This is a genomic window from Rheinheimera gaetbuli, assembly GCF_054781935.1.
Map to the genome: position 1 here is coordinate 28,149 of NZ_BAAGTL010000007.1, position 25,418 is coordinate 53,566.

22 protein-coding genes are annotated in these 25,418 nt (G+C 48.7%); 16 read left to right on the forward strand and 6 right to left on the reverse strand.

The window, feature by feature from the left end; genetic code table 11:
- The first annotated feature begins 47 nt into the window (after positions 1-47).
- Positions 48-677, forward strand: coding sequence for a transglycosylase SLT domain-containing protein (locus tag ACYVIC_RS06670; protein ID WP_460858428.1), 630 nt, complete (start codon positions 48-50; stop codon positions 675-677).
- 35 nt (positions 678-712) lie between these two features.
- On the opposite strand, the gene ACYVIC_RS06675 is transcribed toward ACYVIC_RS06670, so the two are convergent.
- Positions 713-1,981 (reverse strand): HlyC/CorC family transporter, encoded by a 1,269-nt coding sequence (locus tag ACYVIC_RS06675; RefSeq protein WP_460858429.1) that lies wholly within the window; start codon positions 1,979-1,981, stop codon positions 713-715.
- Between the two features lie 65 nt (positions 1,982-2,046).
- A complete protein-coding gene (locus ACYVIC_RS06680) occupies positions 2,047-2,853 on the reverse strand; it encodes a cytochrome C assembly family protein (protein WP_460858431.1) in 807 nt (268 codons plus the stop codon).
- Positions 2,854-3,002: 149 nt separating this feature from the next.
- Between ACYVIC_RS06680 and ffh the strand changes: the two genes are divergently transcribed.
- The 8 genes from ffh (at position 3,003) to tyrA (ending at position 9,622) form a co-directional block, all read left to right on the forward strand.
- On the forward strand, positions 3,003-4,370 hold the full coding sequence (ffh, locus tag ACYVIC_RS06685; RefSeq protein WP_460858433.1) for a signal recognition particle protein: 1,368 nt from the start codon (positions 3,003-3,005) through the stop codon (positions 4,368-4,370).
- 171 nt (positions 4,371-4,541) lie between these two features.
- A complete protein-coding gene (rpsP, locus tag ACYVIC_RS06690) occupies positions 4,542-4,793 on the forward strand; it encodes a 30S ribosomal protein S16 (protein WP_027671544.1) in 252 nt (83 codons plus the stop codon).
- 30 nt (positions 4,794-4,823) lie between these two features.
- Complete coding sequence (gene rimM, locus ACYVIC_RS06695; protein ID WP_460858435.1) at positions 4,824-5,351, forward strand: ribosome maturation factor RimM; 528 nt, start codon at positions 4,824-4,826, stop codon at positions 5,349-5,351.
- Positions 5,351-6,139 (forward strand): tRNA (guanosine(37)-N1)-methyltransferase TrmD, encoded by a 789-nt coding sequence (gene trmD, locus ACYVIC_RS06700; protein ID WP_460858437.1) that lies wholly within the window; start codon positions 5,351-5,353, stop codon positions 6,137-6,139. The genes rimM and trmD overlap by 1 nt, the downstream gene beginning before the upstream one ends.
- 22 nt (positions 6,140-6,161) lie before the next feature.
- The gene (rplS, locus tag ACYVIC_RS06705) at positions 6,162-6,521 is read left to right on the forward strand and encodes a 50S ribosomal protein L19 (RefSeq protein ID WP_068234280.1); all 360 of its coding nucleotides are present in this window, start codon (positions 6,162-6,164) and stop codon (positions 6,519-6,521) included.
- A gap of 58 nt (positions 6,522-6,579) precedes the next feature.
- Positions 6,580-7,194 (forward strand): DNA-J related domain-containing protein, encoded by a 615-nt coding sequence (locus tag ACYVIC_RS06710; protein ID WP_460858439.1) that lies wholly within the window; start codon positions 6,580-6,582, stop codon positions 7,192-7,194.
- Positions 7,195-7,428: 234 nt separating this feature from the next.
- A complete protein-coding gene (locus ACYVIC_RS06715; RefSeq protein ID WP_460858440.1) occupies positions 7,429-8,487 on the forward strand; it encodes a 3-deoxy-7-phosphoheptulonate synthase in 1,059 nt (352 codons plus the stop codon).
- A 1-nt stretch (position 8,488) separates the two neighbouring features.
- Entirely contained in the window at positions 8,489-9,622 is a 1,134-nt protein-coding gene (gene tyrA, locus ACYVIC_RS06720; RefSeq protein WP_460858443.1) for a bifunctional chorismate mutase/prephenate dehydrogenase, read from the forward strand.
- Positions 9,623-9,647: 25 nt separating this feature from the next.
- Here tyrA and ACYVIC_RS06725 read toward each other — a convergent pair whose 3' ends face one another.
- Positions 9,648-10,529 (reverse strand): LOG family protein, encoded by an 882-nt coding sequence (locus ACYVIC_RS06725; RefSeq protein WP_460858445.1) that lies wholly within the window; start codon positions 10,527-10,529, stop codon positions 9,648-9,650.
- Positions 10,530-10,678: 149 nt separating this feature from the next.
- Between ACYVIC_RS06725 and ACYVIC_RS06730 the strand changes: the two genes are divergently transcribed.
- From ACYVIC_RS06730 to ACYVIC_RS06745, 4 genes are all read left to right on the forward strand, one after another.
- The gene (locus ACYVIC_RS06730; protein WP_460858447.1) at positions 10,679-12,085 is read left to right on the forward strand and encodes an MBL fold metallo-hydrolase RNA specificity domain-containing protein; all 1,407 of its coding nucleotides are present in this window, start codon (positions 10,679-10,681) and stop codon (positions 12,083-12,085) included.
- A gap of 103 nt (positions 12,086-12,188) precedes the next feature.
- A complete protein-coding gene (locus ACYVIC_RS06735) occupies positions 12,189-13,160 on the forward strand; it encodes a tetratricopeptide repeat protein (protein WP_460858449.1) in 972 nt (323 codons plus the stop codon).
- A 49-nt stretch (positions 13,161-13,209) separates the two neighbouring features.
- Positions 13,210-13,605 (forward strand): SMU1112c/YaeR family gloxylase I-like metalloprotein, encoded by a 396-nt coding sequence (gene gloA2, locus ACYVIC_RS06740; protein WP_460858451.1) that lies wholly within the window; start codon positions 13,210-13,212, stop codon positions 13,603-13,605.
- A gap of 208 nt (positions 13,606-13,813) precedes the next feature.
- Positions 13,814-14,239, forward strand: a complete 426-nt coding sequence (locus ACYVIC_RS06745) for a potassium channel family protein (RefSeq protein ID WP_460858453.1) — start codon at positions 13,814-13,816, stop codon at positions 14,237-14,239.
- A gap of 106 nt (positions 14,240-14,345) precedes the next feature.
- Here ACYVIC_RS06745 and ACYVIC_RS06750 read toward each other — a convergent pair whose 3' ends face one another.
- Together ACYVIC_RS06750 and ACYVIC_RS06755 are read right to left on the reverse strand one after the other, a co-directional pair.
- Positions 14,346-15,500: a chorismate mutase gene (locus ACYVIC_RS06750; RefSeq protein WP_460858455.1), complete on the reverse strand. Its 1,155-nt coding sequence runs from the start codon at positions 15,498-15,500 to the stop codon at positions 14,346-14,348.
- 184 nt (positions 15,501-15,684) lie between these two features.
- Entirely contained in the window at positions 15,685-18,030 is a 2,346-nt protein-coding gene (locus ACYVIC_RS06755; RefSeq protein WP_460858458.1) for a penicillin acylase family protein, read from the reverse strand.
- A gap of 55 nt (positions 18,031-18,085) precedes the next feature.
- Here ACYVIC_RS06755 and ACYVIC_RS06760 point away from each other — a divergent pair, with 55 nt between their 5' ends.
- On the forward strand, positions 18,086-18,733 hold the full coding sequence (locus ACYVIC_RS06760; protein ID WP_460858460.1) for a cytochrome b/b6 domain-containing protein: 648 nt from the start codon (positions 18,086-18,088) through the stop codon (positions 18,731-18,733).
- A gap of 17 nt (positions 18,734-18,750) precedes the next feature.
- On the opposite strand, the gene ACYVIC_RS06765 is transcribed toward ACYVIC_RS06760, so the two are convergent.
- Complete coding sequence (locus ACYVIC_RS06765) at positions 18,751-19,203, reverse strand: c-type cytochrome (protein WP_460858462.1); 453 nt, start codon at positions 19,201-19,203, stop codon at positions 18,751-18,753.
- Between the two features lie 109 nt (positions 19,204-19,312).
- On the opposite strand from ACYVIC_RS06765, the gene ACYVIC_RS06770 reads away from it, so the two are divergent.
- Both ACYVIC_RS06770 and ACYVIC_RS06775 read left to right on the forward strand, forming a co-directional pair.
- Positions 19,313-22,276: a bifunctional diguanylate cyclase/phosphodiesterase gene (locus tag ACYVIC_RS06770; protein WP_460858464.1), complete on the forward strand. Its 2,964-nt coding sequence runs from the start codon at positions 19,313-19,315 to the stop codon at positions 22,274-22,276.
- A gap of 14 nt (positions 22,277-22,290) precedes the next feature.
- Complete coding sequence (locus ACYVIC_RS06775; protein ID WP_460858465.1) at positions 22,291-25,413, forward strand: amidohydrolase family protein; 3,123 nt, start codon at positions 22,291-22,293, stop codon at positions 25,411-25,413.
- The last annotated feature ends 5 nt before the right edge of the window (positions 25,414-25,418 follow it).

Sequence of the window (25,418 nt, forward strand, 5' to 3'; positions counted from 1 at the left end):
CAAAAAACTTGGGTGCATCCATGCGAGGGATTAGAATCGGCGTGATGATGAAAGTTCAAAATTTATTCAAACCGCTGAGCATAGTGATACTGACAACTACAATGTTGGCAGGTTGTGCGACACCGCCGCCGCAAAACAGCTCAGATATCTGTGAAATCTTTTATGAACACCGTGACTGGTATCATGCTGCCGCTAAGGTGCGGGATAAATGGGGCGTGCCAATTCATGTACCCATGAGCATTATGTATCAGGAAAGTAGCTTTAAACATAATGCTAAGCCACCTATGCGCTGGTTTTTAGGCTTTATACCTTATGGCCGCGCCAGTTCGGCTTATGGTTACTCACAGGCGAAAACGGTAACCTGGGACGAATATGTTAACGAGGCAGACCGGTTTTGGGCTAGTCGAGATAATTTTGATGATGCGATAGATTTCATCGGCTGGTTTGTTGATAAAAGCCATAGGCTCAATGGCGTATCTAAGTGGGACGCTTATGCGCAGTATCTTAACTACCATGAAGGTTGGGGCGGCTATAAACGCGGCAGCTACAATAGCAAAGCCTGGTTAGTGAGCACTGCAAAACGCGTAGACAGTAGGGCCAAAACTTATGCGGCTCAGCTACATCGCTGTGAAGATGATTTAAAACGTGGTTGGTTGTGGCGATTATTCCTCGGCTAAAAAGCAAAAAACCGGCTATACCGGTTTTTTAATGCTCAGTCTTTTTTAAGATGCGGCAGCAAGCGTACCGTTTTAATCATATTGTCCTGCACGTCTACGACTTCCATCGGGTAACCGGCAAGGCGAATACTTAGCTTGCCCTGGGGGATCTCTTCCAGATATTCCAGAATTAAACCGTTTAGCGTTTTCGGGCCATCAGTTGGCAGTTCCAGTTGCATCTCCCGGTTTAAGTCGCGCAGGTTAACACCGCCGTCGACCAAATAAGAACCGTCGGGCTGGGCAACAATATCTTCATTACCATTTTCAGCAATATCGGTGGTAAATTCACCTACCACTTCTTCCAGAATATCGGCCAGCGTTACCAGACCCTGAATATCGCCATATTCATCTACCACCAGCCCAATACGCTCTTTAGTACGCTGAAATTTTAGCAACTGGGTATTTAACGGCGTACCCTCCGGAATAAAGTAAATTTCGCTAACCGCACGCATCAGCGATGCTTTGGTTAGTTGCTCTTTAATCAGCAGACGCATTAATTCACGCGGATGCACAAAGCCCACCGCATCATCAATAGTGTCGCGGTACAGTAAAATGCGGCTGTACTGCATATTGGCCAGTTGGCGCTCTATGTCTTTCCAGTCGTCGTTAATATCAATGCCAACAATTTCATTGCGCGGCACCATAATATCTTCAACAGTGGCGTTTTCCAGGTCCAACACGCCAACCAGCATGCTCTGGTGTTGCTCTGGGATCAGCGCGCCGGCCTCATGTACCACAGTGCGCAGCTCTTCCGCACTCAGGCTATTACCGAGATGTTTCTCCGGGCTGATGCCCATAATTGACAAAATACCGTTGGTAATAAAGTTAACCAGCCATACCAGCGGGTAAAATACTTTTAGTAACAGCTTTAACAAAGCTGAACTGGGAAAGGCTATGCGCTCGGGGTGCAGTGCGGCGATAGTTTTAGGCGTCACTTCGGCAAATACCAGCACCACCAAAGTTAACACTACCGTTGCAATAGCGATACCGACATCACCGTACAATCGGATGCCAATAATAGTGGCAATTGCTGAGGCAGCAATATTAACCAGATTATTACCAATCAGAATTAAACCTATTAAACGGTCAGGCCGTTTTAGCAGCTCACTAACCCGGATGGCACCCTTATGATTTTCGTTTGTTAAATGTTTCAAACGATAAGGGTTAACAGACATCATGCCAGTTTCTGATCCCGAGAAATAGGCAGATATGAATAGCAGCACGCCCAAAACAATAAACAGCGTACCCGTCGATATGTCGTCCAAGAGTTAAATACCTGTATTGCCAAACACCTGTACTTGATATTACGAAGTGGCAGGTGAGTCAAGAATTAAAGTGTATTAAGCAACACTTCGCGTACAAAACGGCTGCCAAAATAGGCCAGTGTCAACAAAATAGCGCCGCTGATGGTTAACACGTTGGCGACTCTGCCACGCCAGCCCATACGGGCATGGCCCCAGCACAGCACAGCAAAAACAACAAAACCTAATAAACTAAACACATTTTTATGCAGGTTTTCTCTTGCCAGCCAGTTATCCAAAAAAACTGCACCGATCAGCAATGCTAGGCCCAGCACAGCAGTACCGGCCAGTAGCAAACGGAACTGTAACACTTCAGCTTGCACCAGCGGTGGCATATGCCGGGTTACCGCACTAAAGTCTTTTTGTTTTAACTTGTTGCTGATATAACTTACCTGAAACGAGTACAGCATGGCCATAATCAATATGGCATAAGCAATAAAAGCTAATAAAATATGTAGCAGCAGGCTAAAATTGTGCTCAAAATGCTGCACTGTTACGCTGTGCGGTAGTAAAAGCACAGCAAGCTGCATCAGGGCTGCGAAGCCATATACTACCGGTAACAACAAAATTGTTGGCGTACGTAGCGCCGTTAAGGTGACGGCAACGGTAATAAGCCAGCACACCAGCGAGCTGACATTTAATAAACTAAAGTTCTGGCCTGGCCCGGCAAACAACATGGTTACCAGCACCAGTGTATGTAGCACTATGCCGACAACTGCGGCGGTAAAAGTTGTTTTAAAATGTGGGCCTTGCGGATGAAAAATGCGCAGCAATACCGAGCCGGTGGCAACCAGATAAGCAAATAAGGCCAGGGTGGTTAACAAGCCGGTAGACATTGATAGCAATTCCTTTCGTTACGGTAGCTTGGTATTGTATTGCAACTTTTAGCAGATGCCCAGCATCGAAGGCAACAGTTTCTTAACGGCTGCAGCGCGCGCTGTGGTTTGGTATACTTCGCAACATTATCACTATTGAGTGCAGCCATATGTTTGAAAACCTTTCTGATCGTTTAAGCCGGAGCCTGAAAAACATTACCGGGCGTGGTCGCTTAACTGAAGACAATATTAAAGACACCCTGCGCGAAGTGCGTATGGCCTTACTGGAAGCTGACGTAGCTTTGCCTGTAGTGCGTGACTTCGTAGCCAATGTGAAAGAACGCGCCATGGGGCTTGAGGTCAGTAAAAGCTTAACACCCGGGCAGGAGTTCCTGAAAATTGTCCGTAAAGCCTTAGAAGAGGCGATGGGGGAGGCAAACGAAGAGTTAAAACTAAACACCCAGCCGCCGGCTGTAGTGTTGATGGCTGGTTTACAAGGTGCTGGTAAAACCACTTCTGTCGGCAAACTGGCAAAGTTTTTAACTGAGCGTAAAAAGAAAAAAGTGTTAGTGGTGTCAGCTGACGTATATCGCCCTGCCGCCATTAAACAGCTGGAAACCCTGGCCAAAGACATTGGCGTCGAATTCTTCCCCAGCGATATCTCGCAAAAGCCAATTGATATAGTTAATGCGGCTATTAATCATGCCCGTACCCGTATTTTTGATGTGCTGTTAGTCGATACCGCCGGCCGCTTACATGTCGATGCCGACATGATGGACGAAATAAAAGCCTTACATGCTGCGGTAAAGCCGATTGAAACGCTGTTTGTGGTAGACGCCATGACCGGCCAGGATGCCGCCAATACCGCTAAAGCTTTTAATGACGCCTTGCCACTTACCGGCGTGGTGCTGACCAAAACTGACGGTGATGCCCGTGGCGGTGCGGCCTTGTCTATCCGCCATATTACCGGTAAGCCAATCAAGTTTTTGGGCACCGGCGAAAAAACCGATGCCTTAGAGCCGTTTCACCCGGACCGTGTAGCTTCGCGTATTCTGGGCATGGGCGATGTATTAAGCCTGATTGAAGATCTGGAACAGAAAGTCGATAAAGACAAAGCCGCCAAAATGGCGCAGAAGATGATGAAAGGCAAAGGCTTTTCATTGGAAGATTTTCGTGAACAACTGGTGCAGATGCGCGGCATGGGCGGCATGATGTCGATGATGGATAAACTGCCAGGCATGAAAAACCTTCCAGCTGGCGCCATGAACCAGATGGGCGACAAGCAGTTTGTAAAAATGGAAGCCATTATTAACTCGATGACACCCAAAGAGCGTGAGTTCCCGGATTTACTTAAAGGCTCGCGTAAAAAGCGTATTGCCGCCGGCTCTGGTACCCAGGTGCAAGATATTAACCAGTTGCTGAAACAATTTATGCAGATGCAAAAGATGATGAAGCAAATGTCGGGCAAGGGCGGCATGATGAAAATGATGCGCGCCATGGGCGGCAAGATGCCACCGGGTATGCTACCACCGCGTTAATGTAAGATCCCAGGCCCGCTTTAATGCGGGCTTTTAGTAACCACTACATACAGCAAAGCCGCGAAATACCTTGCAATTACGCCCTAAATCAGTAAAATGCTGCAGCCCTCCGGTCTAGCCGGGGGCTTTGTTATTTTTGATAAAACCTGAACGATAAAATTAGAGGGCCTTATGGTAACTATTCGTTTACAACGTGGTGGCGCGAAAAAGCGTCCATTTTACCAAGTTGTGGTAGCGGACAGCCGTTTTGCTCGTGATGGCCGCTTTATTGAGCGCGTGGGTTTCTTTAACCCAATCGCTGGCGGTACTGAAGAGAAACTGCGTCTGGACCTGGACCGTGTTAATCACTGGGTAGCACAAGGTGCTTCATTAAGTGATCGCGTTGCCAACCTGGTAAAAACTGCTGAGAAAGCATCTGCTTAATTAGCTTAAAGGTCGTGTGGAGTAGTCAGCTTGAGTGAGAAAGATTTAGTCGTTCTTGGCAAATTTGGTGCGGTTTACGGCATCAATGGCTGGCTGAAAGTTAACGCTTACACCGACTTCCCGGAAGGGATTTTTGATTACACACCCTGGCAAATAAAATTTCAGGGTAACTGGCAACCAGTGCAGGTTTCCAGCTGGAAGCGCCATAGTAATGGCCTGATAGCGAAACTGGACGGCGTCAATGATCGGGATCTGGCACAGCAGTATGTAAATGCTGAAATTGCCGTAGCAAGCCAGGCACTGCCTTCATTAGAAGACGGTGACTATTACTGGAAAGACCTGATGGGCTTAGCAGTAATAAACGAAGCGGGCTATCACTTAGGTGAAGTAACCGACATGATGGAAACCGGCTCTAACGACGTATTAGTTGTTAAGGCTAACCGTACCGATGCATTTGGTCAGAAAGAAAGGTTGTTGCCGTTTTTGATGGGTTCTGTCATTAAAAGCGTCGATTTAACCGAGCGTCGCATTATCGTAGACTGGGACCCGGCGTTTTAATGTCTGAAAACGGTAAGTTGTGGGTTGGCGTAGTAACGTTATTCCCGCAAATGTTTGAAGCAATAACGCAATATGGGGTAACCAGCCGTGCTGTAAAGCAAGGCATTATGCAGCTGCAATGTTGGAACCCGCGTGATTTCACAACGGACAAGCATCGCACTGTAGATGACCGGCCTTATGGTGGTGGCCCCGGTATGCTGATGATGGTGCAGCCGCTACGTGACGCTATACGCGCCGCCAAGCAAGCTGCAGGTGAAGGTGTACACACGGTGTATTTGTCGCCGCAAGGCCGCAAGTTAGACCAACAAGGTGTCACTGAACTGGCGCAACATTCTAAGCTGCTGTTAGTAGCTGGCCGGTATGAAGGTATTGATGAGCGCGTAATAGAGGGCGAAATTGATTCTGAGTGGTCAATTGGTGATTACGTGTTAAGTGGCGGTGAATTGCCGGCGATGACATTGATAGATGCAGTGTCGCGCTTAGTACCTGGTGTACTTGGGCATGAGCAGTCAGCAGAGCAGGATTCTTTTGCATCCGGTTTGCTGGATTGTCCACACTACACAAGGCCTGAAGTGTTATCAGACAAACAGGTACCAGCAGTTTTACTGAGTGGTAACCATGAAAATATACGACGCTGGCGTTTAAAGCAGTCTCTTGGGAGAACCTGGCTTAGACGACCGGATATGTTAAATCTCCTGGCTCTGACTGAGGAGCAACGACGGTTACTGGCTGAGTTTCAACGTGAATATCAGCAAGAGTGCCGGACGGGGCAGCAAGAAGACAGTTAATTCCAGGTAAAGTGAGATTGTTATGAGCAAAGTTAGCCAAAACATTATCAAAATGCTTGAAGACGAGCAGTTAAAGAAAGACGTTCCAGCGTTCGCGCCGGGCGACACTGTCGTAGTTCAGGTGAAAGTAACTGAAGGCGATAAAACCCGTCTGCAGGCTTTTGAAGGCGTAGTTATCGCCAAACGTAACCGTGGTCTGCACTCTGCATTCACTGTACGTAAAATCTCTAATGGCGAAGGTGTTGAGCGTGTATTCCAGACGCACAGCCCAATGGTAGACAGCATCACCGTGAAACGTCGTGGTGCAGTTCGCCGTGCTAAGCTTTACTACTTACGCGATCGTTCAGGTAAATCAGCGCGTATCCGCGAAAAGCTTAACTAAGCTACCCTTAAAAGGCCTACACTTGTCGGCCTTTTTTCTTTTTGGCATAGTGCAGCCTATGACCGATACGACAGCACCACTGGCAACCCCCATTCTTAACCTGTTGCAAGGCCAGCTGGAAAGCCTGATTTTGGCGTTTACACCGGCGCATAGCTCGATAGAAGAGCAGTATTTGTTATCGCGCCTTGGGTTAAAGCTACACAGCGATACGCTGCAAAGCGCCGATCTTGCCCGCTTTCAACAACATTTTGTGCTGTACCACTTGTTATACCGCATTCAGCAGCACTGGCTGGCACAGCGCCACGGCTATTTAGCCATTGGCTTGGCCAAACTGCAGCTATTACCGTTAACGCAAGCATTGCCGCCTGACTCCGATACCGGCCGGCAAGACTATTATCTGAACTGGCAGAACTTTTATGCCATGACAGAGCAATTGCTTGATCAGCATCTGGATGCTTTCTGGCAACAGTGGCAACGGCCGGCTGTATTGGTAAATACTATGGCGCACAGCGAAGCGCTGGCCTTGCTCGACTTACCTGCTGCGTTTACGCCGCAACAGCTGAAAAAAGCTTATCGCACTAAGGCATTGCAGCTACACCCGGATCGCGGTGGCGAGCAGCAGCAATTTATTTTACTGCAACAGGCTTATCAGCAACTGCAACAACCCGGCTGATAGTTTTTCTGTACACTTAACTATACGAATTTACCATGGTGCAATTATTTGCTGCCATCTTGATTTTATTGGTCTTCGATGGGTTGACGGGCCGCTTCCAGATCTTTACTATCTGAAAATCGTATTTAAATGATTACGTGTTGTACAGTAAAGTTTACGTAAGGGCGCGCCTTAGCAACTTCAGCGTTTTTACCTATGCTTAATGCCTGCAACACCGCACACCGGAGTTTTAGCATGAGTAAAATAGTAGATGACCTGCGCATAGTGGCAGAAAAGCCGTTAAGCCCGCCGGCGGTATTAAAAAAAGTATTACCTTTGTCACAGCAAGGTGCAGAGTTTGTGCAACAGGCGCGCAATACCATTGCCGACATAGTACACGGTCGCGATAAGCGCCTGCTGGTGGTAACCGGTCCTTGTTCCATTCATGATCCGGTCGCAGCAATTGAGTACGCACAAAAGTTAAAGCAGCTGCAGTTACAATACGCTGAAAGCCTGTACATAGTAATGCGGGTATATTTTGAAAAACCGCGCACTACGGTGGGCTGGAAAGGCTTTATTAACGATCCGCATCTGGACGACTCATTCGATCTGGAAACCGGCTTAACCTGGGGCCGCGAGCTGTTGCTGAAAATGGTTGAGATGGAATTACCTACCGCCACCGAAGCACTGGACCCTATCAGCCCGCAGTATTTATCTGACTTAATCAGCTGGTCAGCCATTGGTGCCCGCACGGTAGAGTCGCAAACCCACCGCGAGATGGCCAGTGGCCTATCGATGCCGGTTGGTTTTAAAAACGGTACTGACGGCAATTTAAATATCGCACTTAATGCGTTGCAATCTGCAGCCAGTGGCCACAGCTTTATCGGTATAAATCAGCGCGGTGAAGTTAGTCTGGTGCAAACGGCCGGTAACCCGGACGGGCATATTATTCTGCGCGGCGGTGCTAAACCAAACTACGACGAGCATAGCATCGGCGAGGCTCTGGCTAAGTTGGATAAACTTAAATTGCCGCGTGGCATAGTGGTCGATTGCAGCCATGGTAATTCGAACAAAGATCATAACCGCCAGGGCGAAGTGGCGCACAATGTTATTGCACAGCGTCTGGCGGGTAATGAAGCCATCATTGGTATTATGCTGGAAAGTCATTTATATGCCGGACGGCAGGATTTAATTGACGGCAAAGCAGAGAAATATGGTGTATCGGTAACCGATGCTTGTATTGATTGGGATACTACCGCTGCGCTGCTAGCCAGCTTACACCAGCAAATGCAACCGGCGGTAGTGGCGGCCTGATATGACACAGCTGACAGCACAGCAGGCACTGGCGCCATTGCGCCAGCAAATAGACAGCATCGATAGTCAACTGGTGGCGCTGCTGGCGCAGCGCGCTAATGTTACGGCGCAGGTGGGTAAAATAAAGCAGCAATTTGCTTTGCCGGTATATGTGCCCGAGCGAGAGCAGGCACTGTTAAGTGCCCGGCGCGAACAGGCGCAAGTGCTCGGAGTATCGGCTGATTTAGCCGAAGATGTGCTGCGGCGAATCATGCGCGAGTCTTACCAAACGCAGGAAAGTGGCTTTGTTTGTTGTCGCGAAGGCGGTGGCAAGGTTGTTATTGTTGGCGGTGCTGGTGCGCTGGGTGCCCGCTTTGTCAGCTTATTTGCCCGCTCCGGCTACGAGGTCGCAGTGCTGGAGCAACAAGACTGGCCAGATGCAGAAGCGATTTGTGCTGATGCTGCGCTGGTGCTTCTGGCTGTGCCCATTACCTTGACGGCGCAGCTAGTTAGCAAGCTACCGACATTGCCGTTGGACTGCGTGCTGGCTGATATCACCAGTATTAAACAACAGCCGCTTAATGCCATGCTGCAGCAACATAAAGGCCCGGTTGTGGGGCTACACCCAATGTTTGGCCCGGATATTACTAACCTGGTAAAACAAGTGGTAGTGGTATGTCATGGCCGCGATGAAAGCCAATACCAATGGCTGTTAAAACAGCTTAATGTTTGGGGCGCTGAATTGGCAGTAAAACAGGCGGCTGAGCACGACAGCGCCATGCAGCTGATTCAGGCTATGCGGCACTTTTCGTCGTTAGTTTACGGCGTGCATTTGGCCGATGAAAACGCTGACCTTAATGAGCTGCTGCAACTCAGCTCACCGATATACCGTCTCGAGTTGGCGATGGTAGGTCGCCTGTTCGCGCAAAACGCCGAGCTATACGCCGATATTATGTTGTCATCCTGCGAAGTGGCTGCTTTGCTTGAGCGCTATCAACAACGCTTCACTGCTTTGCTGCAACTGCTGAAAAACAAAGACAAAGCCGGTTTAATGGCGCAGTTTGGCAAAGGCCAGCAGTTTTTTGGTGAGTTGGCCGGGCAATTTTTGCAGGAAAGTAAGCAACTACTGCAAAAAGCCGCCGATAGTCGTAGCTAAACAAACCGCGGCGTTTTATCAGTGTCTACTGCTTCAGCTGATAATAATCCATTATCAGCTGCCAGGCATGCTCGGGTGTATCAGCGTATTGGATCAGATCCAGGTCTTCAGGGCTAATCAGGCCTTCTTCTACCAGCATGTCAAAGTTAATCAGGCGCTGCCAAAACGTTTTGTCATATAAAATCACCGGCACCCGTTCGGCTTTTTTGGTTTGAATAAGCGTTAGCGTTTCAAATAGCTCATCCAAGGTGCCAAAGCCACCCGGAAAGGCCACTAAGGCGCGGGCGCGCTGCAAAAAGTGCATTTTACGAATGGCAAAATAGTGAAACTGAAAACAAAAGCGGGGTGTAATGTAAGGGTTAGGCTGCTGTTCTTTGGGTAGCACAATGTTTAAACCGATACTTTCGCCGCCGGCGTCCATGGCGCCGCGATTCGCCGCTTCCATCACCCCAGGGCCACCGCCACTGATAATGGTCATAGCGCAATCGGGGGTGCAACAGCTGTAGCGGGTTGCCAATGCAGCAAATTGCTGTGAGGCGGCATAGTATTGGCTGTTATCCAGCTGTTTTTTCGCCCGCTGTACAGCTTGGCGGTTTTCACGTGTATCTGCGTCTTTTAGCGTTTTCTCTGCCAGCGTCAGCGCGGTTTGAGCTTGCTGTGGTGACAAAAACCGTGCACTGCCGAAAACCACTATCGTGGCATTAATGTTGTGCTGCTCCAGCACTAACTGTGGTTTTAAGTATTCTAGTTGCAGCCGCACGTGGCGTAGTTCGTCCTGCATTAAAAATTCATTATCGGCAAAGGCCAGCCGGTACGAGCTATGGTCCTGCAGTTTCGCAACAGCATCTAAAGATTGCTGCGCCGACGCCAGATGGCGCTCATGTAGCTGATGTGGATCGCTTGCCATTGTCTCTTCCTCTGTCACTAAGTTGCGCTACAGTGTGGTTCAGCTGAAAGCAAAAATTTCAAAACTAACATATTGTTTGATATAGGCTAATCTTTAACCTTGCCGTGTGCGTTATAACGCTATGCATCACATCGAAAAGGACAACCTCCATGCCTCTTTCTGCTACGTTACAATTTATCGGAGCTGCTCAGCAAGTTACCGGCTCTTGTTATCTTATCAAATTGAATGACAAACAAATATTACTGGATTGCGGCATGGTGCAGGGTGCCGATCAAATTCGTGAGTGGCATAAGTTTCGTTTTGCGTTCAAACCCAAAGACATCGATGTGGTGATTTTATCTCATGCCCATATCGACCATAGTGGCTTATTACCATTGTTAATAGCGCGTGGTTTTGACGGCAAAATACTTTGCACCCCCGGCACGGCTGAACTGTTACCGGTATTGTTGAAAGACTCAGTACATTTGTATTTAAAAGACCTGGAGTGGCAAAACAAGAAGGCGGCGCGGGCCGGTAAAAAACTGCAAGACCCAGTGCTGTCGATAAGCGATGCTGAGAGGGTGGTGCAGCTATGTGAAACGGTGAATTATAAAAAGCGTGTTATGCCACTGTCAGGGGTAGAGCTGGAATTTGCCGATGCCGGCCATATTCTTGGCTCGGCAATAGTACAATTGTGGTTAAAAGGCAGCCAGGCGATGCGTAAACTGGTGTTCTCCGGCGATTTAGGCAACCCGGCTACGGTATTAATGTACGACCCAACTGATATTGGCCAGGCCGATATTGTGTTGATGGAAAGCACATACGGCAATCGTAATCATCAAAATATGGACAGCTCACTAGATGAGTTTGCTAATGCATTGCAACAGGCTGACAAAGACGGTGGCAATGTATTTATACCTGCATTTGCGCTTGGCCGCTCACAAGAAATTCTGTATTACCTTGCACTGTTACATCATCAGGGCCGGTTAAAGCAGCGCATGGTGTTTCTCGATAGCCCCATGGCGATTAGCATTACCAATATCTACAACGATTACCTGCATTGCCTGGACCAAAAAGATCTTGCAGCTATCGGCTTTAAAAAAGGTATGCAATTGCAGGACTTGCTGCCTATGTTGCGGCTAACCGAAAGTGTAGAAGAGTCGATGGCAATAAACCGCGTTAGCGGCGGCGCTATTATTATAGCCGGCAGCGGCATGTGTAACGGCGGCCGTATAGTGCATCACTTTAAACACAGTTTGTGGAAAAGCAGCAACCATCTGATCTTTGTCGGCTTTCAGGCTTACGGTACCCTGGGCCGGCGTTTGGTAGATGGCGAGCGGCGGGTTAAGTTGTTTGGCCAGGAAATCATGGTAAAAGCCAAAGTGCACACCATCGGCGGTTTTTCGGCGCATGCCGGTCAAAGTGAACTGCTGGATTGGGCGCAGGCGATTGGTGGTAAGCCTGCGTTTTATCTGGTGCATGGCGAGCCAGAGGCGCAAGCCGTATTGCAGCAGGAATTGGCACAGCTTGGCATAGCGGCGAAAATTCCGAGTAAAGGCGATGTTATTGAACTATAGGCGTTAACATATATTTTGTTACTTTTCGCCTATAGCGAAGCGGATAGTACTGCTTTAAAGTGCTTGCTGGTTTAATTAGCTAAGCACTGAGCGGGGCACTTAAATGCGCAATACTATTATATTTTCCAGCCTGTTGCTGCTAAGCAGCACAGCGCAAGCCAGTAACCCGGAGCTGGCGCAACAGGTTAAAAGTTTGTGGCAGGCGCAGGATTATGCAACAGCGCAGGCGCTGTTGGCACCTATGGTTAATAAAAAAACCAAAGATGCGCAGCTGCTGGCCTTGCTGGGGCAAACTGAGGCGGCGCTGCATAATGCTGCACGGGCAGAGCAGCTGTTAGAAACCGCGCTGAAATACGATAGCCGCAATGCTGACTATCAGCACTGGTATGCTACGGTAAGTTGTAACCTGGCAACCTCGGCCGGTATGCTCAGTGCACTGGGTTATGCCAAACGCTGTAAAAAAGCCTATGAAGCGGCATTGAAGTTAGCGCCGGAAAATCCGCGCAGCTATATGGCGCTGGGTAGCTTTTATGCGCAGGCTCCGGGTATTGCCGGTGGTGATAAAGAACAGGCGCGTGCGCTGGCGCAGCAACTATTAAAGTTGGAACCGGGTCAGGGCGCTTTGTTGTATCTGAAAACACTGCAACTGGAAGATGAAACGGTTTTTGATAAGGCCTTAGCGCAATACCCGCAACTGCGGCAAGAGCCGGAAAGCTTTTTACGCCGCGGCCAGGCGCTAACGGCCGCGAAACAGTATGCTCAGGCAATTATCAGCTTTAACCTGGCACTGCAGTTGCCGGCGCAAGATGAAGCGCAACAAAACAGCCAGCAAACGGCACGTTATCAACTGGCTCGTGCTGCAGTAATAGGTAAAACGCATACCGCAGATGCTATAGCCGTGCTGCAACAATATATTGAACTGGGGCCGGAGCCAATGTTTGCCGAATGGGCGACCTTGCGATTGGCGCAGTTGCATCAGCAAGCGGGGCAAACAGAGGAGGCAACGCTGTTAGTTCAGCAGTTGCACTCCAGCACAGATAAAAGATTACAAGATGAGCTTAAAGCACTGCTCTGATACACTACGGGCCTTAACCAGCAATAGTTAGCGCATTAAGGCCTTTGTTATGTCACAACCATCCTTATTAGCCATCCATCATGTCGCCATTATTTGCAGCGACTACGCCCGCTCAAAGCAGTTTTACACGCAGTTGCTGGGTTTAAGCGTTATTGCCGAAAACTACCGCCGCGAGCGCGATTCATGGAAACTGGATTTAGCCCTGCCAAACGGCAACCAAATCGAGCTGTTCAGCTTTCCTAATCCACCACCAAGGCCAAGCCAACCCGAAGCGCAAGGCCTGCGCCATCTGGCGTTTGTGGTAGATAACGTCGCAGAATTTACCGATTACTTAACTGCGCAGGGCGTAGTAGTCGAGCCAATTCGCATCGACGAATTTACCGGCAAAGCCTTTACCTTCTTTCAAGACCCCGACGGCCTGCCGCTGGAGTTATATCAACGCTAGTCCGAGGCAGACAACAGCACTTTGAATTAATACCGCGCCGGTTAAATAGCAGCTTTCCAATTTTTACTGCTGCTAAATATCAGGACTAAGTGCCAAGGCTACTCATGGCCGCAAGACAACATCTATAGTTAACTACGGTAGCTAAGATTAAAAAAACAGCGCAACCAACACGGCTATCTGCTGAAGCTGTATGTAAAAGAGGTACAATATGTTTTATGTGTTTTTGATTAACTGCCTGGTTGTCGCCACTGCGGTATTGGTGCACTACGAGTTTTTATTCCGCTTATCTGCAGTTATCCCGAAAATACAGATAAAACATCGTTATAAAATTGTGTTTGGCGTATTTGGTGCGCTGGTTGCCCATGCGGTTGAAATTTGGCTGTTTGCTGTGGCGTATTATTTAATGCATAAAGCCGAAGGCTGGGGTGAGCTTACCGGTAATTTTAACGGCAGCCTGATGGACTGCGTGTATTTCTCTTTTACAGTGTTCAGTACTGTAGGCTTTGGCGACATAGTGCCAATGGGCGATTTACGCTATTTAACCGGTATTGAATCGCTGACCGGGCTGGTGCTGATTACCTGGTCGGCGTCTTTTTTATTTTTTGAAATGCAGCGCTACTGGATTACAAAATAATAGGCGTTAGCGTATTGCCAGTATTGCCAGTATTGCCGGAGTGTTGCGCTCTATGATTAAAAACTACTGCAACAGGGCGCAACTATGCGCCCCTGCGTTACTCGGTTTAACCTGCGACAACCTGAGTGGGCTCGATATCTTCACTGGGGTAGCAGCCCAGCACCTTAATAAATTTGGTAATTTTATTCAGCTCTTCCAGGGCGCGTGTCATGGCGTAGTCGTTCAGGTTGGCAAATACGTCAACGTAAAACATCTCTTCCCACGGGTTGCCGTTAATTGGCCGCGATTCTAGCTTGCCCATACTGATACCGTGCTGTTTTAGCACCAGCAATGCATCTACCAGCGCACCCGGTTGCTGGCCGGTGTACATAATAAAGGTGGTTTTCGCCGGTATGGCTTTGGCCACTACTACTGGTTTGCGTGCTACCACGATAAAGCGGCTAACGTTGTCTTTCTGGTTGGCCAGGTCGCGGGTAAGTACTTGCAAACCATATAACTGACCGCCTTCTTCACCGCCAATGGCTACTACCGTAGGGTCTTGCTGCTGCTTAATGCGGTTAAAGGCGTCGGATGAGCTGTCGCAGTACTCAATTTTTACTTGCGACAAGCCCTGTAAAAACTGGCTGCACTGAGCGATAACCTGCGGATGCGCACACACCTGGCGGATTTTACTTAAATCTGTGTCAGGTAAGCCGAGTAAGCAGTGGGCGATAGGGTGAGTTAGCTCGCCAACTATCGATAACCGCGTATGCTGCAATATGTCGTATACCTCGTTAATACTGCCAGACGAAGTGTTTTCAATTGGTAGCAAGGCATAATCGGCATGGCCGGTTTCTACTGCCTGAACTATCTCGTTAAAGCTGTCGCAGCCTTGCTCGATAATGCGCTCGGCGCGGCGGGTAAAGTATTTTTGTGTTGCCCAGTAACTGTACGAGCCCTGGCCACCGAGAAAGGCAACCCTCACTGCGGGGCTGCTGGTGCCGTTTAGCTGGCCCTGAATTTTTGCTTGTTGCTGCAATACAGAGTCTTCAATAATAACATGATAAAGCCGCGTGACATATTGGGCGTCCAGCCCCAGCGGCTTGCCCTGGCCAATTAAAGATACCAGCAGTTCCTGCTCACGCTTCTGATCCCGAATTGGTTTGTTTTGTACCAGCTTGGCATCGGCAACTGCCAGCGCGAGCTTGCGCCGTTTAGACAGTAAGCCAAGTAGTTGTTGATCGGTATCGCTTATTGCGCGGCGTATTTCATCCAGTTCCATGTTGGTATTCTCTTTATGTGATAATTTTTAAACGGCAAAAAAAAACCTCCCGGACGGGGAGGTTTTCTGGTTTTACTGCGCGCGCAGCTCACCGCCTCCCGTTGGGGGTGGTAAAGTTAAAAAAGCTGAGCGCGATAAATACAGTTTTCATTGGTTCTAACATAATCCGTCCGGATGGCTAAAGTCAACCCTGTGGTGTCAGTAGCAGTTGATATTTTTTCTCGCCGGGGAGAAATGGTAGCGCAACTTCATTTAACCAATAATGGTGATCGGCGCGGTAAAACGGCGATAACGGATGGCCGGACTGACCGGCTGGTATGGTTAAAATGCCCAAATGTTCTTGCCCGGGTGCGACAACCATGCGTTGCGACTGGCCAAAGCCCGGCCGCTGTACTCTTGGCATATGGCTGTCACCATTTAACGGCGTTGCCGGCATATTTAGCCAGTCACCCAGCAGCGGTACGGCAGAAGATAGCGGGTGTTGAATACGGGCTTGATTTACCGCTCCCCAGTTACTGGCATTAAGGCTGCCATTTTTTTGCTCAAGCTGTTGTTTGCTTTGTAGTATCGCCTCCAGTAACAGTGCCTGCCAACTGGCGTAATTGGCAGGAAGTGTATCGGTTCGCCCTTGCTGTAGTAGCGCCCAGAACGGTGTTTCCAGAGAGTACTTTAAATCCTGGCTGCGGGCGTCATGTTGCTCCAGATAAGATGACAGCGGAGCAAACTGTAGTTCAAGCGCTTTTAAGCGGAATGCCCGCACTAACGTATAACCGATATCATCAATTGCTGCTTGCTGGTTACTGTTAACCAGGTGCTGCTGGTATGCTTGCAGCTGATGCTGTGCCACAACGTCTGCAGTAAGCGTTTCCAATAGTAATTGATACCAGGGTTGTAACATCAGGGCACGATTGTCCAGTTGAATACTGTGCAGAGCCTGTTCATCTGCCTGAAGTAAAGTGTCCAGCCCTTGCTTGATCTGCCAGCCACGTGCGCCTAAATCATAACCGCCATTACCAATCAGTTGATAGGCGTCACCACCAATCATACGAGAATTTGCGGTCCATAAGCGTGTAGAGCCGGTGAGTTGTGGTTGTTGTGCAGCATCAATATAACCCAGCCAGCGTTGGTCGCCGTTACTCCAGTCTTGTGCGATATCGAAATCTGATAATTGCCGCTGTGGTACTGGCCCCATCAGACTCCAGCCAATCTGGCCCTGATTATCTGCAACCAGTAAATTTTGCACCGGTATGCCGGCTTTGGGGGCGATAGCGAGTGCCTGTTGTACGGTGTTTGCCAGCTCAAGTTGTATCAGATTAAAATTTACGGCTACCTCGTCATACGCTACCCAACGCAGCGCATAAGCCGGGCTGCTGCCAAACCTGACCACCGGTCCCCAGATTGTTTCTGCCAGTTTTAGCGTTTGGTCCGGTTTGCCCGCCACCTTAATAGTTTCGTAGTGGTACTGTAGCGCCTGCCAGCCATCTGGTGTCAGGTAGCGCTTGCCGTCTTCAGATAGTTGCAATGTGACTAAATCGTGCCAGTCTGCCGTGCTGTTAGTAAAGCCCCAGGCAATATTGCCATTTGAGCCAGCCACTATGGCAGGCGCCCCGGGCAATGTCAGACCCGTAACAGTGAGGATTTTTCCATCTTCTCGCCAGTTTAGCTGGGCTTTGTACCAGGTGCCCGGCACCCGGATGCTCAGGTGCATATCATCTGCCAGAATTGCACTGCCGTGTGCAGTTAAACTGCCGGCAACTGCAAAGTTGTTACTACCGATGTCTGCTGCATCATGCAACTGGCAGCTATTGCAGGCCAGACTATCGTCGCGTAGTACTGCAGGGTAGGCTGTGTCGGGCACAGCCACAGGTTGAACTGTGCTGTCATCCAATGCCGCCTGCCAGGTAGTAGAGTGCTGCTGCAAGAAGGCATACCACTGCGCGGGCACGGCCTGTTGCAATAGTGTCATCGCGTAGTCATCGCGTCCCAGTTTACCTTGCAAATCAAGGTACATTGAGTAAATAACTAAAAAGGCATCTTCATCACGCCATGGTGCTGGCTTTTGCTGCAGTAACAGGTACTCAAACGGATTTAAACTAAGCGCGGATAGTCCTGCGTTGACGCCACGACTGTAATCACTGAGCAGCTGTTGTTCTGGCTTGCTCAGCAAGCTCAGTGCGAGCTGGGCTCTGGCGCGAAAGCGATGCTGACGCAGGTTTCTGTCTGCCTCTAGCGCCCGCTCACCAAACAGGGCAGATAATTCGCCAGCTGCATTACGCCGTAGCAAATCCATCTGGAAAAAACGTTCCTGAGCGTGGGCAAAACCTAGCGCGTAGGCTGCGTCATTGCGGTTAGCGGCATGTATACTCAGGTAGCCGGTACCGTCGCGTTCAAGCCGCGCAGTATTGCTGATTTTAGCCTGTTGCTCGCCATCATATTGCGGCAAGCTCAGGTACAGCAAGGTATAAAGGCTTACCGCCACCAGAGCTGTCAGGGAGACTATTGCGCCGATTATCCATTTCCACCAATTCATCTTTTTGCTTCTCTGGTATAAAATCAAAAACTTAGCATAACGGAGACAAAACTCAATGTCACATAAAGTAAAAGTATGGGATCTGGCCGTACGGTTTTTTCACTGGAGTCAGCTACTGTTGATTGCTGGTTTGTGGTATACCGGCGAAGAAGGCTTAACCGCACAGCACCAGTTGTTGGCATATACGTTACTTGCGTTGGTTATTGCACGCATTGTCTGGGGTTTTGTCGGCAGTGACAGCGCCAGGTTTGCCCGCTTTGCAGCAACACCCACCGCTGCAGTACGCTATTTTCGTAAGCCCTATGCCGTTACCGGCCATAATCCGGCATCGTTTTATATGATCATACTGCTGCTTGCATTGGTGTTGCTGCAATTACTTACCGGGCTGGCGACATTTGATAACAGTTATATGAGTGACGGTCCGCTGGTAGCCTGGTTGCCTGCCAGTTGGGTAGAAGTGGCGTCAGATATTCACAAAATAAATATCAATATATTATTATCTGCTATAGCGGTGCATGTTGTAGCAGCATTGTGGCACAGTGTGCGGGTGCATAATGTGTTGACGGCACTTTTTACCGGTAAGGATAAAGTAGCACAGCAAGCCGTAAACCTGCGACACAGCGGTTGGTTTTTTCTGTTGTTTGTGGCGTTGTTAGTGCTGTTGTATTACTGGCAGGGCAGTAAGTTAATGGCGCTGCTATAGCACAGCGCCATTAAAGGTCAGTTTTTGTAGTCGTCGTGACAAGCTTTACAGTTGCGGGCAAAATCACCAAAGGCTTTGCGAACTTTTGCTTGTTCACCGCTGTCGGCAGCCGCTTTTAATGCCAGCGCATCCGTGGCTAGCTTCTCACCACGGCTGTTAAAGTCCTGCAGATTTTGCCAGATCTCAGCTTTGGCATCACCACCACCTTGCTCTGTACCCGGCACCGAAAAAGCCTGCCACGGCAGTGTGGTTAAGGTCGCAAGTGCAGTTGCTCGCTGCGTAACACGGTTAGCATCGTAATTTACTTCACCTTTTAACATGTCAGCGATATCTGCCATATTATGTCGAATGAGCTGAAATGCTGCCTGGCGGTAGGTCACACTGTCTTTAGCATCGGTAAAGGCACTGCCGGCATAGGCTGACGAGCTAATAGCGCCTATTAATAGAACTGAAATTAATGGTTTTTTCATCGTGGCGTTCTCTTTTGCTGAATTTACATGCAATAATGGTTAAGTAGTATCTTAACAGAAAGCAGTATCTTGCCAATAACTAAGCGTTTTCTTATAACAGGCAGAGCAGGTGAAGGACGTTATTTTTAATAAACCCGTTGGGATGGACTCACTTGGCCGCAAATTTGCCCTGGTTGTATTTCTTGCTATCGTCGTTGCTGGTATGGCGGTGGGTTACCTGGTCAGCTGGCAGCAGCAAGATATCGTGTTTAGCCAACAGCAACAGTTCTTGCGCCAGCAGGCAACGCAAAACGCTAAATTACTCAGCGATAATTTTTTGCATAAAGAGCAAAAAGCTATAGCGGCAAATCAAATAGTTATGCGGGCACTGGCTCAGCAGGAACTGCAGTCTGCTGAGCGACTTACAATTAAACCTGACAATAGTGTAAGAATGCAGGATGATTATTCTGCTGCTTTTATAAATGCTGAGCGCTACAACAGGCGAACTGCAGCGTTGTTTGAGCGCACCGGGGTATTGTGGCAGCAATTGTCACCGCTGATATTACAAGATTTCTTTAATTTCTATTTTATTTCCGCAGAGCACTTCATTCGCATCTCGCCTGGAGATTGGGCACTGCAGGTTGACAGCGGGCATGACTTTTCGAACGATATTTTTTATCATATAGCGACACCTGAACAAAACCCCGCCAGGCAGCCACGCTGGACACCGGTATATTACGACAGTATCTGGCAAAAATGGATGACCAGCCTGGTGATCCCTGTATATATCAATGATAAGTTTGTTGGTGTAACAGGTACTGATTATGTGTTGAGCGATATTCTCGACATCTTACCCGAGCTATCCGAAAACAATTATCAGAGCAAAATTTTCTTGTTTGATGCCACCGGTACTCTACTTAAACCGCAGGCACCGCTTACCGAGCAAACTATAGCAATGAATGCCCGTTTTCAGGGCGTTAGTCTCAATCAGCCTGAGTTAGAGCACTACATACGTCAGGTTGTCGCCGCGACTGATAACCGCAAAATCAGCACTCAGCGTTTGCCCGGGCATCTGGTTGCAGCGGCGGCGGTGGATAGGTTGGATTGGTATATTGGTGTTTATACCGACAACAGTAAGATCATGGCGTCGTTAGTGAGTTTTCGTTACAAACTGTTGCTTAGTTTTGTTGCAGCAGCCTTGCTAATTGCCTTGGCGCTGCAACTGGTTGTTTACCACTTAATATTAAAACGGCTGAACCGGTTGTCTGCAGCTATTCCCAGGCTGTCACGCGGTGAGCTGGAACCGGCGCAGCTTGATTATACATCTGATGAAATTGGCATGCTAAATCAGGCGTTTGGCCGGATGTCCGGCGAGATTTCTGAGTTGGTATCCGGGCTAAATGCGCGTATTGAAGAAAAGGAGCTTGCAGAGCGCTCGGCTCGCAAGCTTAGTAAGGCTGTATCTTTTTCCAGCTCAGGTATTGTGCTGACTGATGCTATGCTAAATATTGAATATGCCAATCCATTTTTGATAGAAATGATGGGGTGTAGTGCCGAGCAGTTACAACAGCAACCTCTGCATAACCTGTTTGCCCAAGAGATGTTTCATGTTGCTGAAGTGATTGCGCAAACACTGGCTGAACGTCAGCACTGGCGCGGTGACATGTTGCTGCAGTACAAAGACCGTCAGCTTTGGGTGTCGCTTGCTATTGCACCTATCCGTGATGATAAAGGTGATGTCACCAACTATGTATGTGCGATGCAGGATATTTCTTTTATTAAGCAAAGCCAGAAGAAAATGGAACAACTGGCTTATTACGACGTGTTAACCGGCTTGGCCAACCGTAGCTACTTTCGAGACCAACTGCGTAAAGCCATAGCTATGTCGCACAGAGGCTATTATAGCTTTGCTTTGTTGTATTTTGATTTAGATGAATTTAAGCGTATTAACGACACTCTAGGCCATGATGCCGGTGATGAGTTATTAAAAGAAGTATCGCGTCGTCTAACCAGTCGCTTGCGCGAAGAAGATACGATAGCGCGCCTGGGGGGGGACGAGTTTGCAGTAATTCTAAGTGGTATAAAGGATAGGGCTCAGGCATCCAGTATTGCGGCAAATTTACAGCAAGCTTTTGCAGCAGCGGTAAAACTGGGTAACCACGAAGTGTCTATCAGTGCCAGTATTGGGATTACAGTCGCGCCGGAAGACGCCTCAGAAGAGGAGTTATTGCTAAAACATGCTGATTTGGCGATGTATGAAGCCAAAGCCCGCGGTAAAAATACCTTTCATTTTTTCAGCCCGGATTTAAATGAAGCGGCTAATGAGCGCCTGCTAATTGAAAACCAACTGCGTGAAGCCATTCGGGATCATCAATTTTTATTGTACTACCAGCCAAAGATAGACCTGCGTGATAACAGTATTGTGGGATATGAAACACTACTGCGCTGGCTGCGTCCGGATAACACCCTGGTCCCACCATTGCGGTTTATCAGTGTTGCCGAAAGTACCGGCCTGATTGTACAAATAGGTGAATGGATTATCTGGGAAGCTTGCCGGTTTTTATCCCGACAACAAGCCCGTGGCTATAATGTTACTTTGTCAATTAACTTGTCAGTTCGACAGTTTCGTGATGACAACCTGCCGGAAATCGTTGAGCGTATTTTGCAACGAACCGGCGCTGATCCGGCCAGTATCATTTTTGAAATTACAGAAAGTATGCTAATGGGAGACACTGATGCGGCTATCAGTCAGTTAAATCAGTTAAAACGCCTTGGAGTGTCTTTATCTATCGACGACTTTGGTACAGGCTATTCGTCGCTTAGTTATCTAAAGCGTTTTCCGGTAGACGAGTTGAAAATAGACCGCTCATTTGTTAAAGACATCCCGGATGATCGTAACGACATGGATATTGTTGCTGCGATTATCGCTATGGCGCAAAAGATGAACTTGCGTGTCGTTGCCGAAGGGGTAGAAACAGCTGAACAGGTAGAGTTTCTAAGAAAAAATGCTTGCTACCAGGTTCAGGGCTACTACTTCAGCGTGCCGCTGGCTGAGCAGGAGTTGAGCCGCCTGAGCTACAACATTAATAGTTAATCCAGGAACATTATATGACCCAAGCCCGCCTGTCGTTGCTAAGCTCAGCGTTGTTAACGCTTTGTGTAAGCAGCCATGCCGATCAAACTTCCCCCATACAGGGAATTGTCGACAAAACACCTAACTTAATTGCGTTAACCGGGGCAACTGTTTATACCGAACCCGGTAAAATACTGCAAAATGCCGTGGTGTTAATTACTAATGACCGCATTAGCGCAGTGGGAACTGATGTTGTTGTGCCAGCCGGCTATCAGCAAATTGACGCCAGCCGCTATACTCTGTACCCCGGTTTTATTGACCCCTATACCCAATATGGTATTGCAGCGGCTAAGCCAGCAAAACCAGGCAGTTACCGCGATGCGCCGCAATACAAAAACGAGCGCAAAGGGGGCAATGCCAGCAATGCTGCTATTCATGCTGAATTAGAATGGGTTACGCAATTTAAACCTGATGCCAAATCAGCTGATGAGCTGCGAAAACTTGGTTTTACCGCGGTGCAGTCTGCCAGGTTTGACGGCATTTTTCGCGGCCGGGCCTTTGTTAGCTCGTTAGCCGATGGTATCGCCAACGATGTGGTGTTGAATGCCAATGGCCCACAGTTTATGGCGTTTAGTAAAGGCACATCAAAACAGAGTTATCCGTCATCACTGATGGGTAGTATGGCGTTAATCCGCCAAACGCTAAGCGATGCTACCTGGTATAACCAAGCCTACGGCAAAACCGATGTACGTTATTTTGACGCGCCGGTTGAGTTTAACGCTGCGCTGCAAAGCCTGACAAACGTTAATCAAACCGGAGTGGTATTTGAAACGACTGATGACAGATCATTGCTGCGGGCCCATCATTTGCTGAACGAATTTAAATTGGATAATGCTGCGATGGTCGGCTCGGGCTTTGAGTACGTCAGGCTGAAAGACGTCAAAGCAATGCAACGCAAACTGATTTTACCGCTGAACTTTCCTGCTGCACCTGAAGTTGAACAGGTTGCTGATCAACTTGATGTGAATCTGGCTGACTTACGTCATTGGGAACGGGCGCCTGCCAATGCTGCAGAGCTAGCCAGGGTTGGTGTGCCTTTTGCTTTGACAACCTTTAAGTTAAAAGAGAAAAAAGATTTTTGGCCCAATCTGCGCAAGGCGGTAAAACATGGTTTACCTGTTGATGCTGCGCTTGCCGCATTAACGACAGTGCCAGCGTCTATTGCCGGTGTAGCAGATAAGCTGGGTAAAATAGCACCCGGGTATCAGGCTGATTTAGTTTTAGTTAGTGGTGACTTGTTTACTGATGGTGAAATTGTTGCCACCTGGGCGCGCGGCCAGCAACATAACATTAAAGCCATTGCGCCGGTTGAATTTGCCGGTGATTACCAGTTAACGTTAGCCGGAAAAGTGCTTAAAATCAGCTTGAAAGGCAATGCCGATAAGCTTAGTGGCACCGCGGTTGTGCTTGGCGGCAGTGCTGATGCTAAAGGCGTAAAGCTAAAGCATGTGCACAGCCTGCAACAACAGCTGCAATTTAACCTCAATCTGTCAGAGTTAACCGGTGACAAACAAGTCGCGCAATTTAGTGGCCAATTGCTGGACAATCAGTTAAGCGGTAAGTGGCAGCTAGCCGGCGTTAGCGAGACCGTTGTTGCACAGCGTCAGCCCTTGGCCGATAACAAAGCTGATGCGAAAACCGAGACGAACGACCTGACACTATTATCGCAGTTAACCTTTCCCAATCGCGCTTACGGTTTACCGGCGCTGGCACAACAGCAGAATGTACATATTAAAAATGCCACAGTGTGGACAGCTGAAAAAGACGGTGTGCTGGAAAATACTGATGTTATTGTACGCAACGGTAAGTTTGACAAAATTGGTAAAAACCTGACGACTCCGCGAGGCTTCGACGTGATTGACGCCAGTGGTATGCACCTGACACCGGGTATGATTGACGAGCACTCGCATGTCGCAATAGAGGCCGGCGTAAACGAGGGTACTGATGCGGTAACTTCAGAAGTGCGTATTGGTGATGTGTTAAATCCGGAAGATATTAACCTGTATCGCGGTTTAGCCGGCGGTACCACTACTGCACAACTATTGCACGGCAGCGCCAACCCGATTGGCGGCCAGGCACAGGTTATTCAATTTCGCTGGGGCGAAAGCGCAGAAGGGCTGAAAATGCAGGCGGCACCGCCAAGCATTAAGTTTGCGCTGGGTGAAAACGTTAAACAGTCAAACTGGGGGGATGAGTTTACAGAGCGTTACCCGCAAACCCGTATCGGCGTTGAAACCACCATTCGCGATGCGTTTCAAGCCGCTAAAGAATACAAAGCTAATCTGGCAGCTTATAACACGTTATCTAAACGCCAGCGCGAGCAGGTAGCGCCGCCACGCATTGATTACCGTTTGCAGGCATTGGTAGAGATCCTGGATAAACAACGCTTTATTCATACTCACTCCTATGTCGCATCAGAGATCCTGATGCTGATCGAGCTGGCTGAAGAAATGGGGTTTAATATCACCACCTTTACTCACATTCTTGAGGGCTACAAAACGGCTAAAGAAATGGCTGCGCACGGCGCTAGCGCATCAACCTTTGCTGATTGGTGGGCGTTTAAAATGGAAGTGCAAGATGCTATCCCCACTAATGCCTGCCTGATGGCTGAGCAGGGAGTTAATGTTAGCATTAATTCAGATGATGCTGGCTTGCAACGCCGGCTAAACCAGGAAGCGGCTAAATCAGTGATGTACTGCGCAATGGACCAGCATGAAGCATTGAAGATGGTAACCATTAATCCCGCTATGCAGTTAAAAATAGATGGCGTAACAGGCTCTATTAAGGCGGGTAAACAAGCTGATTTTGTGCTGTGGAATACTCATCCACTATCCGTGTACAGCCAGGCGCAACAAACCTGGATTGCCGGCACCAAGTACTTTGACATTAATACCGACAAGCAATTACGCCAACAGCTGGAGGCGGAAAAAGTCGCGCTGATTCAAAAGCTGCTTAATGCCCCTGCAGCGGCCAAAGCCGGTGACAAAGACGCCTACAAGCAGGATGAACCCGAGTGGCACTGTGAAGATCAGGGCGACTGGTGGCATATCGGTAGCCATATCCATGGCCGTGCCCATAACCACAACCATAGCCACTAAGGAGC